This window comes from Streptomyces sp. NPDC001480, from assembly GCF_042894725.1.
In the GTDB taxonomy this organism is placed as follows: Bacteria; Actinomycetota; Actinomycetes; order Streptomycetales; family Streptomycetaceae; genus Streptomyces.
On sequence record NZ_JBIAVX010000016.1, the window covers coordinates 236189 to 251327 of the forward strand.

Sequence of the window (15139 nt, forward strand, 5' to 3'; positions counted from 1 at the left end):
CGGGGTGCGTGGGCCGGAATGCGGCGAGGGGCGACACCCGGAGTTCCGGGTGCCGCCCCTCGCGGGTACGCCGCCTACGCGGTCAGCCTGGCCAGGGCCGCGTCGATGCGGGCCAGCGTCTTCTCCTTGCCCAGGATCTCCAGGGACTCGAAGAGGGGCAGGCCCACCGTGCGGCCGGTGACGGCCACGCGGACGGGGGCCTGGGCCTTGCCGAGCTTGAGGCCGTGGGCCTCGCCGGCGGCCAGGACGGCTTCCTTCAGGGACTCCGCCGAGGTCCAGTCGGCCGACTCCAGCTTCTCGCGGGCGGTGCGGAGCAGGTCGCCCGCGCCCTCCTTCATCGCCTTCGCCCAGCTCGCCTCGTCGAAGACCGGCTCGGGGAGGAAGAGGAAGTCGACGTTGTCGGTGATCTCCGACAGGACCTTGAGGCGGGTCTGCGCGTGCGGGGCGATCGCCTGCCACTTCGCCTCGTCGAAGTCCTCCGGCGCCCAGGGGGCGAAGGGGGCCCTGAGCCAGGGCGCGCAGCGCTCCGTGAAGTCCTTCACGTCCAGCATGCGGATGTGGTCGGCGTTGATCGCCTCGGCCTTCTTCAGGTCGAAGCGGGCCGGGTTGGGGTTCACGTCCTTGATGTCGAAGGCCGCGACCATCTCGTCGATCGTGAAGACGTCCTGGTCGGCCGAGAGCGACCAGCCGAGCAGCGAGAGGTAGTTGAGCAGGCCCTCGGGGAGGAAGCCGCGCTCCCGGTAGAGGTTGAGGGACGCCTGCGGGTCACGCTTGGACAACTTCTTGTTGCCCTCGCCCATCACGTACGGCAGGTGGCCGAAGGCCGGGGTCCGCTTGGCGATGCCCAGTTCGGTCAGCGCCTTGTACAGGGCGATCTGGCGCGGGGTGGAGGAGAGCAGGTCCTCGCCGCGCAGGACGTGGGTGATCTCCATCAGGGCGTCGTCGACCGGGTTGACCAGCGTGTACAGCGGGGCGCCGTTGGCGCGGACGATGCCGTAGTCCGGGACGTTCTCGGGCGTGAACGTCAGTTCGCCGCGGACCAGGTCGGTGAAGGTGATCGTCTCGTCGGGCATGCGGAAGCGGACGATCGGGACGCGCCCCTGGGCCTGGTACTCCTCGACCTGCTCGGCGCTCAGGTCACGGCAGTGGCCGTCGTAGCCGGAGGGCTTGCCGGCGGCGCGGGCGGCCTCGCGGCGGGTGTCCAGCTCCTCCTGGGAGCAGTAGCAGTGGTAGGCGTGGCCGGAGTCGAGGAGCTTGGCGGCGACGTCCTTGTAGAGGTCCATGCGCTGCGACTGGCGGTACGGCGCGTGCGGGCCGCCGATCTCGGGGCCCTCGTCCCAGTCGAAGCCCAGCCAGCGCATCGAGTCGAGCAGCTGGTTGTAGGACTCCTCGGAGTCGCGGGCGGCGTCGGTGTCCTCGATGCGGAACACGAACTGGGCACCGCTGCCGTGGTGGTGCCGGGCGAACGCCCAGTTGAACAGGGCGGTGCGGACCAGGCCCACATGGGGGTTACCGGTGGGCGAGGGGCAGAAACGGACGCGTACGGGGGAGTCGGGTGCGCTAGCCACGCTTGACAACCTTGTTGGTGAGAGTGCCGATGCCTTCGATGGTGACGGCGACCTCGTCGCCGACGTTCAGGGGGCCGACCCCTGCGGGGGTGCCGGTGAGGATCACGTCGCCGGGGAGCAGCGTCATGGCCTCGGAGATGTTGACGACCAGGTCCTCGATGGAGTGGATCATCTCGGACGTCCGGCCCAGCTGGCGTTGTTCGCCGTTGACCGTGAGCTGCACGGTCAGGTCGGACGCGGTGGCGAGGTCCAGGCCGGTCTCGACCCAGGGGCCGAGCGGGCACGAGGTGTCGAAGCCCTTGGCCCGGGCCCACTGCTTCTCCCGCTTCTGGACGTCGCGGGCGGTGACGTCGTTGGCGCAGGTGTAACCGAAGATCACGTCCTGGACTCGCTCGCGGGGCACCTCGCGGCACATGCGGCCGATCACCACGGCCAGCTCGGCCTCGTGGTGCAGCTCCTGGGAGAAGGGCGGGTACTGGATGTCGTCGCCGGGGCCGATCACCGAGGTGGAGGGCTTGAAGAAGGCGAACGGGGCGTCGGGTACCTCGTTGCCGAGTTCGCGGGCGTGCTCGGCGTAGTTGCGGCCGAAGGCCACGACCTTGTTGGGGAGCACCGGCGGCAGCAGCCTGACCTTGCTGACCGGAACCTTCGTGCCGGAGAGCTCGTAGTCCGCGAACGGGATGCCCTTGATGATGTCGAGGACGAGTTCGTCCTGCTTGTCGCCCTCGACCGCGCCGAAGGCGACGTTCCCGTCGATGGAGAATCTGGCGATGCGCACGGGATCCTTGCGCCCCTTAAGTTTCGGTGGCCGAGCCGGCTGGAGTCTGACGCTCCAGGCTAACGCGGAAGAGGCCCGGGACCTCGCGCATCACGAAGGGCGCCCCTGGTGGCGGGGCGCCCTGAGTTCGTACGGCCGCGGCTGAGCATCCGGCGGCCCGGGTGCGTACTACTCCGCGACGGAGGCCCCGACCGGGACCTCGGTGAGGATGGTGCGCCTGGGGTTGGCGGTCTGGGCCGGAAGTTCGACGGGGTGTTCCGGCTGCTCCGCGGTCTGCAGTTCGTCGGCGTCCTCGAGGTGCGCCAGAGTCGTGCGTCGCGGGTTGGCTATGTTGCGGAACATCATCGTCGTCTTCACGGTCGTCGTACGCCCTGTTCTTGTTGTCGTTGTTGCCGTATTTGTAAAGCGACAGGCTAAACACGCGATTCCCCAGCGGAGTCGCGAAGTACTCGTGATCATTGTGTGAGTTTGCTCACGAGCGTGGAGACAATCCGGTCAATTCTGACCCGCAAGCGACTCCGCCGAAACGGACATTGACTCCCCGAAGCCACCATTCCGCTCCTGATCATCGCGACTGGGACACCGACGCTATCCCGGCGACTCGCTGGAATAAGTCCGTTTCGCCCGAGAACGGCTTCCACGGTTCGTGATGTGGCACTCACATGCTGTCACGGAGGTCACAGCTCGGCCCCGGCCCTTGTTGGAGATCCTGCCACTGTGCTGGAATCTCACGGACCGCCGCAGGATCGAGCCGGCGCACAGGGGCGCGACGCAGCGCCGAGTGGCGGCGAGATAGGGGGAGCCAGCGCGCCGGTCACTCAAGACCACCCAGGGGGGCGTTTTCAGGGCGTTCCCCACAACGCCGACACCGTGTCCTTCCGTTCACGCGGAGGGGTGCCTGGTCCAGAGGTTGCGACGCTAGTGCAGGGACGTTTCAAGAGGGATGGCAGTGCTTCGGCCGAGCCGGAGCCGCAAGGCGGGACTGCCCCCAGCAATGGCAGCTCCTCGCCCCAGCACGCCCAGAACCCGGGCCCGGCCCCGTCCGGCGACGGCGGTGAGCGCCCCGGGCGCGCCGGCGCGTCGGCACCTTCGGGGCCGGCGAGCCCCGCGCCCAAGGCCAAGCCCATCGGAGGCCCGACGGGGCCCGGCTCGCGCATAGCCCTGCGCAACTGGCGCATCTCCACGCGCCTGGTGTCGCTGCTCGCGCTCCCCGTGGTCGCCGCGACCTCGCTGGGCGCGCTGCGCATCAGCCAGAACGTCGACGACATCCAGCAGCTCGACAACATGAAGCTGCTGACGGACATGACCAAGCAGGCCACCGAGCTTGCCCAGGCGCTCCAGGACGAGCGTGACCAGTCCGCGGGTCCGCTGGCGCACGGCGCCAGCACCACCAGCGACTACACGGTCAAGGGCCTGTGGGAGAAGACCGACCACGCCAAGTCGAACTTCGAGGACGCCTCGGAGCAGATCGACGACGCCAGCAAGAACGGCCAGCTCCAGGGCGTCCGTGACTCCCTCGTCGGCATCGCCGGACAGCTGGACGACCTGGCCAAGATCCGCAAGGCCGCGTACCAGTCCAAGAACAACTCCACGCAGACGGTCGAGTCCTACCACCGCCTGATCACCCAGCTGGTCGACCTCTCGCAGGACATGGCGGAGGCGTCCAGCAACCCCGAGATGATCTCGCGCACCCGCGCCCTGGCGGCGTTCTCCACCGCCAAGGAGTACGCGTCCGTGCAGCGTGCCGTCATCGCCGCGGCCCTGCCGGAGACCAACTCGACCGCCGGTCGCCTCTCCGACAACGACCGGCTGTACGCGCAGTCGGCGCAGAGCAGCGAGGGGTCCGAGCTCACCATCTTCAGGAAGATCTACTCGGGCCAGAACGCCGAGGAGCTCCTGAAGCCCATCGACGAGGGCAACGCGACCGTCGAGTCCGCGGACACCTACGCCACCCGCGCCCTCGCCAGCACCGACGGACTCGCTGAGCTGCCGAAGCGGTCCTACCGCGACTGGGTCGACGAGAGCACGGTCAAGATCGAGCAGATGAAGAAGATCGAGCACACGCTGCTCGAGGACATGGAGCAGAAGGCCCGCGAGCTGCGCTCCGCCTCGGAGCGCGAGGCGATCATCTCCGGTGCGCTGATCCTGCTGGTGCTCGGCGTCTCGCTGGTCGGCGCCTTCGTCGTGGCCCGCTCCATGATCCGCTCCCTGCGCCGCCTCCAGGAGACCGCCACCAAGGTCGCCCAGGACCGCCTGCCCGAGCTGGTCAAGCAGCTGTCCGAGTCCGACCCGCAGGACGTCGACACGTCCGTGGAGTCGGTCGGTGTGCACTCCAAGGACGAGATCGGCCAGGTGGCCGCGGCCTTCGACGACGTGCACCGCGAGGCGGTCCGCCTCGCCGCCGAGCAGGCCCTGCTGCGGGGCAACGTCAACGCGATGTTCACCAACCTCTCGCGCCGCTCCCAGGGCCTCATCCAGCGTCAGCTGTCGCTCATCTCCGAACTGGAGTCCCGCGAGGCCGACCCGGACCAGCTGTCCTCGCTGTTCAAGCTGGACCACCTCGCGACCCGTATGCGCCGTAACGGCGAAAACCTCCTCGTCCTCGCCGGTGAAGAGCCCGGCCGCCGCTGGACCCGCCCGGTCCCGCTGGTCGACGTGCTCCGCGCCGCCGCCTCCGAGGTGGAGCAGTACGAGCGCATCGAGCTGGCCGCGGTGCCGACCACCGAGGTCGCCGGCCGCGTCGTCAACGACCTCGTGCACCTGCTCGCCGAGCTGCTCGAGAACGCGACCTCCTTCTCCTCGCCGCAGACCAAGGTCAAGGTCACCGGTCACGCGCTGCCCGACGGCCGCGTCCTGATCGAGATCCACGACACCGGTATCGGCCTCTCCCCCGAGGACCTCGCGGCGATCAACGAGCGGCTCGCCTCGCCGCCCACCGTGGACGTCTCGGTGTCCCGCCGCATGGGTCTGTTCGTGGTCGGCCGGCTGTCCCAGCGGCACGGCATCCGCATCCAGCTCCGCCCGTCCGACTCCGGTGGCACGACCGCGCTGGTCATGCTCCCCGTGGACGTCGCCCAGGGCGGCAAGAAGCCCGCTCCCGGCAAGCCCGGCGCCTCTGCGGGCGGTCCGGCCGCCGCGCAGGCCGCCGCCGGTGCCGCCGCGGCACGCCGCAACAACGGCCAGGGCAACGGCGGTCCGCTCGGCGCGGGTGCGCCGGGCGGCGCCCTCGGCGGCGGTGCCTTCGGTGCCGGCGCGCCCGGTGGCGCCCTCGGTGGAGGCGCGCCCTCGGGCGGCGGACGCCTGAATGCCGGTCCCGGCTCGCGTGGCCAGGTCGGCGCGGGCCAGGGTCCGCGGGCGGCACTGCCCGGCGCGGGCCAGGGCGGCCGTTCCGGTGGGCTCGGCGGACTCGCCCCGCGTGGACCGCAGCAGGGCCGGCCGGCGCCGGCCGGTGCGGGCGCGGGCGGCTTCGGCGGTCAGGCCCCGGGTGCCCCGCAGGGCCTCCAGGCCGCGGGTCCGGGCGCCCCGCAGCAGGACGCCTTCGGCGGCAACCGCGGCCCCGTGCCCCCGCAGCGCGGCGACAACGGCAACAACGCCTCCGACCAGGGCCGTCAGCCCCAGCTCCCGCCGCGCGGCGGACCGCGGGCCGAGCTGCCCGGCGGCAACCCGCAGCAGCGCACCCCGAGCTGGGGCGACGAGGCCGGCCGGCCGCCGGTGCCGCGCGCCTCGCTGGACGCCCCGCGCGGCCACGACGAGCAGGACCCGGCGCACACCTCGCGGATGCCGCGCGTCGACGACCGCCAGGGTCCCGGCGCGACCGCTGAGATGCCGCGGATCGACGACCGGCAGGGTCCGGCCGCCACGGGCGAGTTCCCCCGCCCGGACCTGAACGGCGTCAACGGCTCCCAGAACACGGGCTCGTTCGTCCGCTCCGACGTGTTCGGCACCCCCGCCGGGCAGCCGGACGGCTCCGGCGCGGGCCAGTTCGCCGCCCCGCAGGCCTACGACGCCGGCTCCACCGGCCAGTTCGCCGCGCCGGGCTACGACAACAACTCCACCGGCCAGTTCGCCACCCCGAACTTCGACGGTGGGTCCACCACCGGGCAGCACTCCCTGCCCGGCCGCCACAACGGCTCCGGCACCGGCCAGTTCGAGCGGCCGCAGACGGACGGGCGGGGCACCGACTTCGGCGCGCCCCGTCCGCCGGCCCCGCAGCAGCAGCGTCCGGTCCGGCGGGAGCCCGAGGCCCTGCCGCCGGCCAGCACTCCCGGGGACGGTCGTACACCGCTCTACGACACCCTGGAGACCAACTGGTTCCGCGGTGGCCAGGGCGGCGGTCAGGGTGGACAGCAGGAACCGCAGCAGAGCAACGGCTCGGCTCCGGCTCCCGCACCGCAGCAGCCGCAGGCTCCCGCCACCGCGGCGGCACAGCGTCCCGCCACCAGCTCCTGGCGCACCTCGCCGAACGACGAACTCGTCCGGCAGGCAGAGCGCGTCCGGCAGCCGGCCGCGGGCGGCGTCACCACTTCCGGCCTGCCGCGCCGGGTGCCCCGGGCCAACCTCGTCCCGGGCACGGCTCAGCAGCAACAGCACCAAACCGGTCCGCAGGTCTCGCGTGCGCCTGACGACGTACGCGGCCGGCTGACCAATCTCCGTCGGGGTATCGCGCAGGGTCGTCAGGCCGGCAACGGCCAGACCGGCAGCTTCCCGAGCCCCACTCACCAGCAGGAGCGTTAGTTGAGCCCGATGAGCCAGGCGGCACAGAACCTCAACTGGTTGATCACCAACTTCGTGGACAACACCCCCGGGGTGTCCCACACCGTCGTCGTGTCCGCCGACGGTCTCCTTCTGGCGATGTCCGAAGGCTTCCCGCGTGACCGTGCCGACCAGCTGGCGGCCGTCGCGTCCGGGCTCACCTCGCTGACGGCCGGGGCATCCCGGATCTTCGAGGGCGGGAACGTGGCGCAGACGGTCGTCGAGATGGAGCGCGGCTTCCTCTTCCTCATGTCCATCTCGGACGGGTCGTCCCTCGCGGTCCTGGCCCACCCCGAGTGCGACATCGGCCTCGTCGGCTACGAGATGGCGCTGCTCGTCGACCGCGCGGGCGCGGTGCTCACGCCCGACCTGCGCGCTGAACTACAGGGCAGTCTGCTCCACTGATCGGCTCCGGTACCACCCACATCACCAAATCACCGTCCGGCCGCCACAATCCCCCCACCGGCCCCGTCAGACGGCTTGCCCGACCGACTTGCTGTCCCGCCCGGAGGATTCATGACCCCGCCCACCGCCTCTCATGATCCGTACGCCGAGCCGTACGGGGACGAGGGCGACCAGCCGCTGGTACGTCCGTACGCGATGACCGGTGGCCGGACCCGGCCGCGCTACCAGCTCGCCATCGAGGCGCTGATCAGCACGACGGCCGACCCGGCAGCGCTCATGGGGCTGCTCCCGGAGCACCAGCGGATCTGTCATCTGTGCCGCGAGGTGAAGTCGGTCGCCGAGGTCTCGGCACTGCTCGCCATGCCCCTGGGTGTGGCACGGATCCTCGTCGCGGACCTCGCCGAGGCCGGCCTGGTGGCCATCCACCAGCCGGGCGGCGACGAGAACAACGGCGGCGCACCGGATGTGACGCTGCTCGAAAGGGTGCTCAGTGGACTTCGCAAGCTCTGACGGGGGCCGGGCGACCACCTCCGCGAAGATCGTGGTGGCGGGTGGCTTCGGCGTGGGCAAGACCACGTTCGTCGGCGCCGTCTCGGAGATCAACCCGCTGCGCACGGAGGCCGTGATGACGTCCGCGAGCGCGGGCATCGACGACCTCACCCACACCGGGGACAAGACGACCACCACGGTCGCCATGGACTTCGGCCGTATCACGCTCGACCAGGACCTGATCCTGTACCTGTTCGGCACGCCGGGCCAGGACCGTTTCTGGTTCATGTGGGACGACCTGGTCCGCGGTGCCATCGGTGCGGTCGTGCTCGTGGACACCCGGCGCCTGGCCGACTGCTTCCCGGCCGTGGACTACTTCGAGAACAGCGGCCTGCCGTTCGTCGTGGCGCTCAACGGCTTCGACGGGCAGCAGCCCTACCAGCCCGAGGAAGTCCGCGAGGCGCTCCAGATCGGACCGGACACCCCGATCATCACCACGGACGCCCGGCACCGCGCCGATGCCAAGAGTGCGCTGATCACGCTGGTGGAACACGCCCTGATGGCACGCCTGAGGTAGATCAAGTCAGGAGTGCCGTACGGCAGTTGTCGTAATCACACCGGAGCCGGCTGTGGCCTTTGCCACGGTCGGCTCCGGCGTTCATAACGTTTCGGCAGAGGAATCGGGTGGTATCACCACGCGTCGCGGTCGAACGGTCTCGCTGCGCTAACAAACGCCCCGCATTTTGGCGGGGCTCGCTCTTTATGACCGTTTTATCTGGGGCTTACATCACTCCGAATCAGAGGTTTCCACTGTTTGGAAGTGCGAAGGCCCACGTGCTGGAATGCCTGAACTGCCCAATAGTCAAAGACGTACTCCCTAGTGGTCTATGACACACCGGGTTCTGAGAGACTGCGGCACGACGTAGGTGCCCGCCGCCGAGAGGTTGTTGGTCGAGTGAGGCGAAGCAAGAACGGTCCCGAGCCGTCGGCGCGGGGCAACTTCACCCCGCCGCCGCGCGCTGCGGCGCCCACCCCTGTGCCCGCCACGGAACCGGCGGCCGCCCCCGCCAAGAGCGGCGGCCGATTCTCCCCGCGCAACTGGCGGGTGCCGACCCGTCTGAACGCGATCCTGCTCATACCCGTGGTCGTCGGCCTCGTCATGGGCGGCTTCCAGGTGAAGGCCTCGATCGACACCTGGCAGGAGGCCCAGGACGCGGAGAACACCGCGCGCCTGGTCCGCGCCTCCCTCGCCTACGCCGACGCCCTCGAGAACGAGCGTGACGTCACCGCGGCCCCGCTGTTGCAGGGCAAGGGCCAGAACAACAGCACGGTCACCGCGATCCGCAAGAAGACGGACCAGGCCGCCGACGCGTTCGACGCGGCCGCCCAGGACATGCCCGACGACGCGGGCCTGAAGCGCCGGCTGAAGCTGTTCCGCCTGGAGGAGCCCAAGCTCCAGACGCTGCGCGCGGCCGCCTACTCCTCCAAGGTGACCGGCGTACAGACCGAAGAGGGTTACATCAACGTCAGCCACCCGCTGATGGAGTTCGCCAACGAGCTCGGCCTGGGCACCGGCAACATCACCTCCTACGGCCGTACCGTCTACGCCATCTCCCTGACCAAGGCGGCGCTGTCGCTGGAGCGCTCGATCGGCATGCACCTGCTGATCAAGCCCGGCCCGGACGCCGGCAACCTCGCCACCCAGCGCGTCTCGCTCTCCTCGTACGCCTACCTCGAGCGGATCGCCGTCGAGGAGTACACGGGCGGTGGCACCGAGGCCGACGCCCAGAAGCTCAAGGACGCCGAGGCCAAGATCAAGACCGACGGCGCGGCGATGGCCGAGCAGGCCAAGGGCAAGGACCCGAACTACGTGGCGCCGCCGACCAAGCAGAACGCGATGGTCACCGCCCTGGCGAACCTCGGGGACACCAGCACCACCACCCGCGCCGCACTCGCCCAGAAGGGCATCACCGCGCAGAACTGGTGGGCGTTCAACACCCTCAAGTACAACGCCTACCGCCAGATCGAGTCGGACATGGCCGAGAAGGCGGTGAACGAGGCCTCGGGCATCGCCGACGACGCCAAGACCTCCGCGATCATCACCGGTGCCGCCGTCGTGGTCGCCCTGCTCGCCGCGTTCATCCTGGCCGGCATGGTGGCCCGCCAGATGAGCCGCTCGATGCGCCAGCTGCGCAACGCCGCCTTCGGCATCGCCGAGCAGCGCCTGCCGATGCTGGTCGACCAGCTCTCCCGTACCGACCCCGGCCGGGTCGACACCCGCGTCGCGCCCATCCCGATCACCACCCGGGACGAGATCGGCGAAGTCGCCCGGGCCTTCGACCAGGTCCACCGCGAGGCCGTCCGGCTCGCCGCCGAGCAGGCCCTGCTGCGGGGCAACATCAACGCGATCTTCACCAACCTCTCGCGCCGCAACCAGTCGCTGATCGAGGGCCAGCTGACCCTGATCACCGACCTGGAGAACAACGAGGCCGACCCGGACCAGCTGGAGAACCTCTTCAAGCTGGACCACCTCGCGACCCGTATGCGCCGCAACGGCGAGAACCTCCTGGTCCTCGCCGGCGAGGAGCCCGGCCGCCGCTGGGACCAGCCGGTCCCGCTGGTCGACGTGCTGCGCGCCGCCTCCTCCGAGGTGGAGCAGTACGAGCGCATCGAGCTCTCCGGCGTCCCGGAGGCCGAGATCCACGGCCGCGCCGTGACCGACCTCGTGCACCTGCTCGCCGAGCTCCTGGAGAACGCCACCACGTTCTCCTCCCCGCAGACCAAGGTCCGCGTCACCGCGACCCGTCTCCCCGACGGCCGCATCATGATCGAGATCCACGACAAGGGCATCGGCCTGACGGCCGAGGACTTCGCGGACATCAACCACAAGCTGGCCAACCCGCCGACCGTGGACGCCGCGATCTCCCAGCGCATGGGCCTGTTCGTGGTCGGCCGGCTGTCCGACCGGCACGGCATCCGCGTCCAGCTGCGCCCCTCCGGCGAGCAGGCCGGTACGACCTCCCTGGTCATGCTGCCGGACGCGATCACGCACGGCGGTGGCGGCGAGCAGGCACTGGACCGCGACGAGTTCACGGTCTCCCAGATCATCCCCGAGCAGCAGTTCCAGGGTGAGAGCTTCAACCAGCAGCAGCAGCTCCAGCCGATGCGCACGGCGGCCGAGCTCGGCTTCGACGACAGCCGCTACGTCGACGTCCCCGACGACATCCGCGACCTGGACCCCGTCGGCCGCTCGCTGATGCGCGAGGAGCGCCGCGCGGCCCTGGAGGCCCAGTCCCACGGCCCGCAGGAGATCGAGGCCCCCCGGGAGGCCCCCGAGGCGCCCGCGTACGCCGACGAGTTCGACGCCCAGGGCTACGACGGCAGCCGTACCGGCTACCAGGAGCAGCCCGCGGCCTACGACCCGCAGCAGGCGTACCAGGAACAGCAGCAGGCGTCCTACGCCGAGCAGCAGCAGACGGCCTACGACGAGCCGCAGCAGCCCGCGTACGACGAGCAGTACTACGCGCCGAACGGCGGCCGACCGCAGAACGACGCCTTCTCGTCGGCCGGCGGCTACCCGGAGCCCGCGTATGCGGAGCCGGTCCAGGAGGAGCACGCGACCGCGCACGCCGCCGCGTCCGAGTCCTACCCGGCGTACGAGGAGAAGCCCTACCAGGACGACTGGCCCCAGCAGGACGGTTACCAGAACGGGTACCCGGCCCAGTACGCTCCGGAAGCGGAATCCGCGCAGGCCGGTGACGTGAACGAGCGGGACCGCGTAGGCTTCGACCGTCCGGGACCGGCCTCCCCCGTCGGCCACACGCTGACCGACGCCGGGCTGCCCCGCCGCGGATCCACCGCGAGCGGATCGAACGGCGCGAACGGTGTGCGGCACACGAGCCGGGAAGCATCGGCTCCCGCACCGGAGAGCGGCGACGACTGGCGTTCGGCGAACGACCAGCGGTGGCAGCAGGCGTCGCAGCTCCGGAAGCCCAAGGCAGGCGGGGTCACCTCCTCCGGTCTGCCGCGGCGGGTACCCAAGGCCAATCTGGTCGAGGGTGCCGCCGAGAGCACCCCCCAGGGAGGCCCACAGGTCTCCCGCGCCCCGGAGGACGTCCGGGGCAGGCTGAGCAACCTGCGTCGAGGCGTCCAGCGCGGACGCAGCGCAGGCAGTGAAACGAACGGCCAGGGCTTCGGTCCTGACAGCACCTACAACCAGGAGCGTTAGTGTGAGCCCGATGAGCCAGGCGGCACAGAACCTGAACTGGTTGATCACCAACTTCGTGGACAACACCCCGGGGGTGTCCCACACGGTGGTGGTCTCCGCCGACGGACTCCTTCTGGCGATGTCCGAAGGCTTCCCCCGCGACCGCGCCGACCAGCTCGCGGCCGTCGCCTCCGGTCTGACGTCTCTGACGGCAGGCGCCTCCCGGATCTTCGAGGGCGGCCACGTGAATCAGACGGTTGTGGAGATGGAGCGGGGATTCCTGTTCCTGATGTCCATTTCCGACGGTTCCTCGCTGGCGGTCCTGGCACACCCGGAGGCGGACATCGGCCTCATCGGGTACGAAATGGCGCTCCTGGTGGATCGCGCAGGCACGGTTCTTACCCCGGATCTGCGTGCGGAACTCCAGGGAAGCCTTCTCAACTAGCTATCAGACGGTGCGTTTTCGCGTCCCGGGGCCGTAAGGTTTCGGGACGCGGCTCCACAGGGATGGGTGCCCGGCACGGTCGGAGGAGGAGAGAAAGTGGCAACACCCCCAGGCGGTTCCAATTCGGGCAACTGGTCGTACGGCCCTGCCCAGGGCCAGGGCGACGGTTCCGCGAACCGGTACAACTTCCCCTCCGCCCCCAGCCACCGGCAGCCGTACGCGCCACAGGGCCCAGGCCCGTCGCCGTACGACCAGCCGCCCGCGCCGCGCATCCAGCCGGTGCAGCCGCAACGTCGCCCCGAGCCGGCGCCCGCCGGGGCGTCGAACAACCCCTTGGTGCGTCCGTACGCCATGACCGGTGGCCGGACGCGCCCGCGGTACCAGCTCGCCATCGAGGCGCTGGTGCACACCACCGCGCAGCCGCACCAGATGCAGGGCCAGCTGCCCGAGCATCAGCGGATCTGCAACCTCTGCCGTGAGATCAAGTCGGTAGCCGAGATCTCGGCCCTCCTGACAATCCCTCTCGGCGTGGCCAGGATCCTCGTCGCCGACTTGGCGGAGGCGGGCCTGGTCGCCATCCATCAGCCCGGCGGCGACGAGAACGCCGGTGGCCAGCCAGACGTGACACTGCTCGAAAGGGTGCTCAGTGGACTTCGCAAGCTCTAGCGGCGGTCCTTCCCGCTCCACCACCTCCGCGAAGATCGTGGTGGCGGGCGGCTTCGGCGTGGGCAAGACCACGTTCGTCGGGGCTGTTTCGGAGATCAACCCGCTGCGCACAGAGGCCGTCATGACGTCCGCTTCGGCAGGCATCGACGACCTCACCCACACCGGGGACAAGAAGACCACCACGGTCGCCATGGACTTCGGCCGTATCACCCTGGACCAGGACCTGATCCTGTACCTGTTCGGCACCCCCGGCCAGGACCGCTTCTGGTTCATGTGGGACGACCTGGTCCGCGGCGCCATCGGCGCGATCGTCCTGGTGGACACCCGCCGTCTCGCCGACTGCTTCCCCGCGGTCGACTACTTCGAGAACTCGGGTCTCCCCTTCGTCATCGCCCTCAACGGCTTCGACGGCAACCAGCCGTACAACCCGGACGAGGTCCGCGAGGCGCTGCAGATCGGCCCCGACACCCCGATCATCACGACCGACGCCCGCCACCGCTCGGACGCCAAGTCGGCACTGATCACCCTTGTGGAGCACGCCCTGATGGCACGGCTCCGCTAGCCGTTACGCCATATGGATGGGCGGGCCCTCCCACCGGGGAGGGCCCGCCCATCCATATGGCACAGCACAGTGGCCCGGCACAGTAAAAGGGGCCCCTCTTGGCAGAGGGGCCCCTTTTACTACGTTCGAGAGCGGCGCAGCCTAGCCGTGCCAGCTGTGCGGGGCCCGGAAACCGGGCTCGCGCTCCAGGCGGCGCCAGCCGGCCTTCGGGCGGGCGCGGTGCGCCGGGGCCGACGGGGCGGCCGCCGCACGGGCCAGGAGGACGGCCGTGATGGCGGCGACCTCCTCGGGCTCGGCGTGGCCCTTCTCGACGCGGATCTCAGCGTTGTCCATGGGTGTCAGTCTCCGTGGATGAGGTTTCCGCGGGGGTACCGCGGAGGTTCCGCAGGGTTACTGCGGGGGGTTGCCGTGCTTGCGGGAGGGGAGGTCGGCGTGCTTGGTGTGCAGCATCGCCAGGGACCGGATGAGCACCTCGCGGGTCTCGGCCGGGTCGATGACGTCGTCGACGAGGCCGCGCTCGGCCGCGTAGTACGGGTGCATCAGCTCGGCCTTGTACTCCTTGACCATCTTCTGCCGCATGGCCTCGGGGTCCTCGGCGCCCGCGATCTGCCGGCGGAAGATGACGTTGGCCGCGCCCTCCGCGCCCATCACGGCGATCTCGTTCGTCGGCCAGGCGTAGGTGAGGTCGGCGCCGATCGACTGGCTGTCCATGACGATGTAGGCACCTCCGTACGCCTTGCGCAGGATGAGCGAGATCCTCGGCACGGTGGCGTTGCAGTACGCGTACAGCAGCTTCGCGCCGTGCCGGATGATCCCGCCGTGCTCCTGGTCGACACCGGGGAGGAACCCCGGGACGTCCAGGAAGGTGACGATCGGGATATTGAAAGCGTCACACATCTGAACAAAGCGCGCAGCTTTTTCACTCGCCTCGATGTCCAGGACACCCGCGAGCACCTGCGGCTGGTTGGCGATGATGCCGACCACCTGGCCGTCCATGCGGGCCAGGGCGCAGATGATGTTGCGCGCCCAGCGCTCGTGGACCTCGAGGTAGTCGCCGTCGTCGACGATCTCCTCGATGACCTTGACCATGTCGTACGGCCGGTTGCCGTCCGCCGGGACCAGGTCCAGGAGGATGTCGCTGCGGCGGTCGACGGGGTCCGTGGACTCGGCGCGCGGGGGGTTCTCGCGGTTGTTCTGCGGGAGCAGCGAGAGGAGGTAGCGCACCTCGGCGATGCAGGTCTCCTCGTCGTCGTACGCGAAGTGGCAG

General features: G+C 70.1%; 13 protein-coding genes. 8 read left to right on the forward strand and 5 right to left on the reverse strand.

Annotated features, from left to right (window positions below):
- Positions 1 to 74: 74 nt before the first annotated feature.
- The 3 genes from gltX to ACFY01_RS34785 all read right to left on the reverse strand — a co-directional run bounded on the left by gltX (position 75) and on the right by ACFY01_RS34785 (position 2703).
- Positions 75 to 1568: a glutamate--tRNA ligase gene (gene gltX / locus ACFY01_RS34775; RefSeq protein WP_390739740.1), complete on the reverse strand. Its 1494-nt coding sequence runs from the start codon at positions 1566 to 1568 to the stop codon at positions 75 to 77.
- Positions 1561 to 2346 carry a fumarylacetoacetate hydrolase family protein gene (locus ACFY01_RS34780; RefSeq protein WP_390739741.1) on the reverse strand — a complete coding sequence of 262 codons (786 nt, stop codon included), beginning with the start codon at positions 2344 to 2346 and terminating at the stop codon, positions 1561 to 1563. The genes gltX and ACFY01_RS34780 overlap by 8 nt, the downstream gene beginning before the upstream one ends.
- 168 nt (positions 2347 to 2514) lie before the next feature.
- The gene (locus ACFY01_RS34785; protein ID WP_390739742.1) at positions 2515 to 2703 is read right to left on the reverse strand and encodes a hypothetical protein; all 189 of its coding nucleotides are present in this window, start codon (positions 2701 to 2703) and stop codon (positions 2515 to 2517) included.
- Between the two features lie 564 nt (positions 2704 to 3267).
- Between ACFY01_RS34785 and ACFY01_RS34790 the strand changes: the two genes are divergently transcribed.
- The 8 genes from ACFY01_RS34790 to ACFY01_RS34825 all read left to right on the forward strand — a co-directional run bounded on the left by ACFY01_RS34790 (position 3268) and on the right by ACFY01_RS34825 (position 13872).
- Positions 3268 to 7080: a nitrate- and nitrite sensing domain-containing protein gene (locus ACFY01_RS34790; RefSeq protein WP_390739743.1), complete on the forward strand. Its 3813-nt coding sequence runs from the start codon at positions 3268 to 3270 to the stop codon at positions 7078 to 7080.
- A gap of 9 nt (positions 7081 to 7089) precedes the next feature.
- Positions 7090 to 7503: a roadblock/LC7 domain-containing protein gene (locus ACFY01_RS34795; RefSeq protein ID WP_030382516.1), complete on the forward strand. Its 414-nt coding sequence runs from the start codon at positions 7090 to 7092 to the stop codon at positions 7501 to 7503.
- A gap of 111 nt (positions 7504 to 7614) precedes the next feature.
- Entirely contained in the window at positions 7615 to 8013 is a 399-nt protein-coding gene (locus ACFY01_RS34800) for a DUF742 domain-containing protein (RefSeq protein WP_019058642.1), read from the forward strand.
- Positions 7994 to 8569: an ATP/GTP-binding protein gene (locus tag ACFY01_RS34805; protein WP_132855910.1), complete on the forward strand. Its 576-nt coding sequence runs from the start codon at positions 7994 to 7996 to the stop codon at positions 8567 to 8569. Before ACFY01_RS34800 ends, ACFY01_RS34805 begins: the two co-directional genes overlap by 20 nt.
- 378 nt (positions 8570 to 8947) lie before the next feature.
- Entirely contained in the window at positions 8948 to 12220 is a 3273-nt protein-coding gene (locus ACFY01_RS34810; protein ID WP_390739744.1) for a nitrate- and nitrite sensing domain-containing protein, read from the forward strand.
- Positions 12221 to 12230: 10 nt separating this feature from the next.
- Entirely contained in the window at positions 12231 to 12644 is a 414-nt protein-coding gene (locus tag ACFY01_RS34815; protein WP_037625176.1) for a roadblock/LC7 domain-containing protein, read from the forward strand.
- 96 nt (positions 12645 to 12740) lie between these two features.
- The gene (locus tag ACFY01_RS34820) at positions 12741 to 13310 is read left to right on the forward strand and encodes a DUF742 domain-containing protein (RefSeq protein WP_390739745.1); all 570 of its coding nucleotides are present in this window, start codon (positions 12741 to 12743) and stop codon (positions 13308 to 13310) included.
- Entirely contained in the window at positions 13291 to 13872 is a 582-nt protein-coding gene (locus ACFY01_RS34825) for an ATP/GTP-binding protein (RefSeq protein WP_361447334.1), read from the forward strand. Before ACFY01_RS34820 ends, ACFY01_RS34825 begins: the two co-directional genes overlap by 20 nt.
- 141 nt (positions 13873 to 14013) lie before the next feature.
- Here ACFY01_RS34825 and ACFY01_RS34830 read toward each other — a convergent pair whose 3' ends face one another.
- Together ACFY01_RS34830 and ACFY01_RS34835 are read right to left on the reverse strand one after the other, a co-directional pair.
- Positions 14014 to 14205 (reverse strand): acyl-CoA carboxylase subunit epsilon, encoded by a 192-nt coding sequence (locus ACFY01_RS34830; protein ID WP_355941144.1) that lies wholly within the window; start codon positions 14203 to 14205, stop codon positions 14014 to 14016.
- 57 nt (positions 14206 to 14262) lie between these two features.
- Positions 14263 to 15139 (reverse strand): acyl-CoA carboxylase subunit beta (locus ACFY01_RS34835; RefSeq protein WP_390739746.1); only part of this gene is annotated, 877 nt, incomplete at its 5' end.

Coding starts and splice junctions, on each gene's coding strand:
- ACFY01_RS34800 (WP_019058642.1), top strand. CDS start 7,615: ATGACCCCGCCCACCGCCTCTCATGATCCGTACGCCGAGCCGTACGGG.
- ACFY01_RS34830 (WP_355941144.1), bottom strand. CDS start 14,205: ATGGACAACGCTGAGATCCGCGTCGAGAAGGGCCACGCCGAGCCCGAG.
- ACFY01_RS34815 (WP_037625176.1), top strand. CDS start 12,231: ATGAGCCAGGCGGCACAGAACCTGAACTGGTTGATCACCAACTTCGTG.
- ACFY01_RS34795 (WP_030382516.1), top strand. CDS start 7,090: ATGAGCCAGGCGGCACAGAACCTCAACTGGTTGATCACCAACTTCGTG.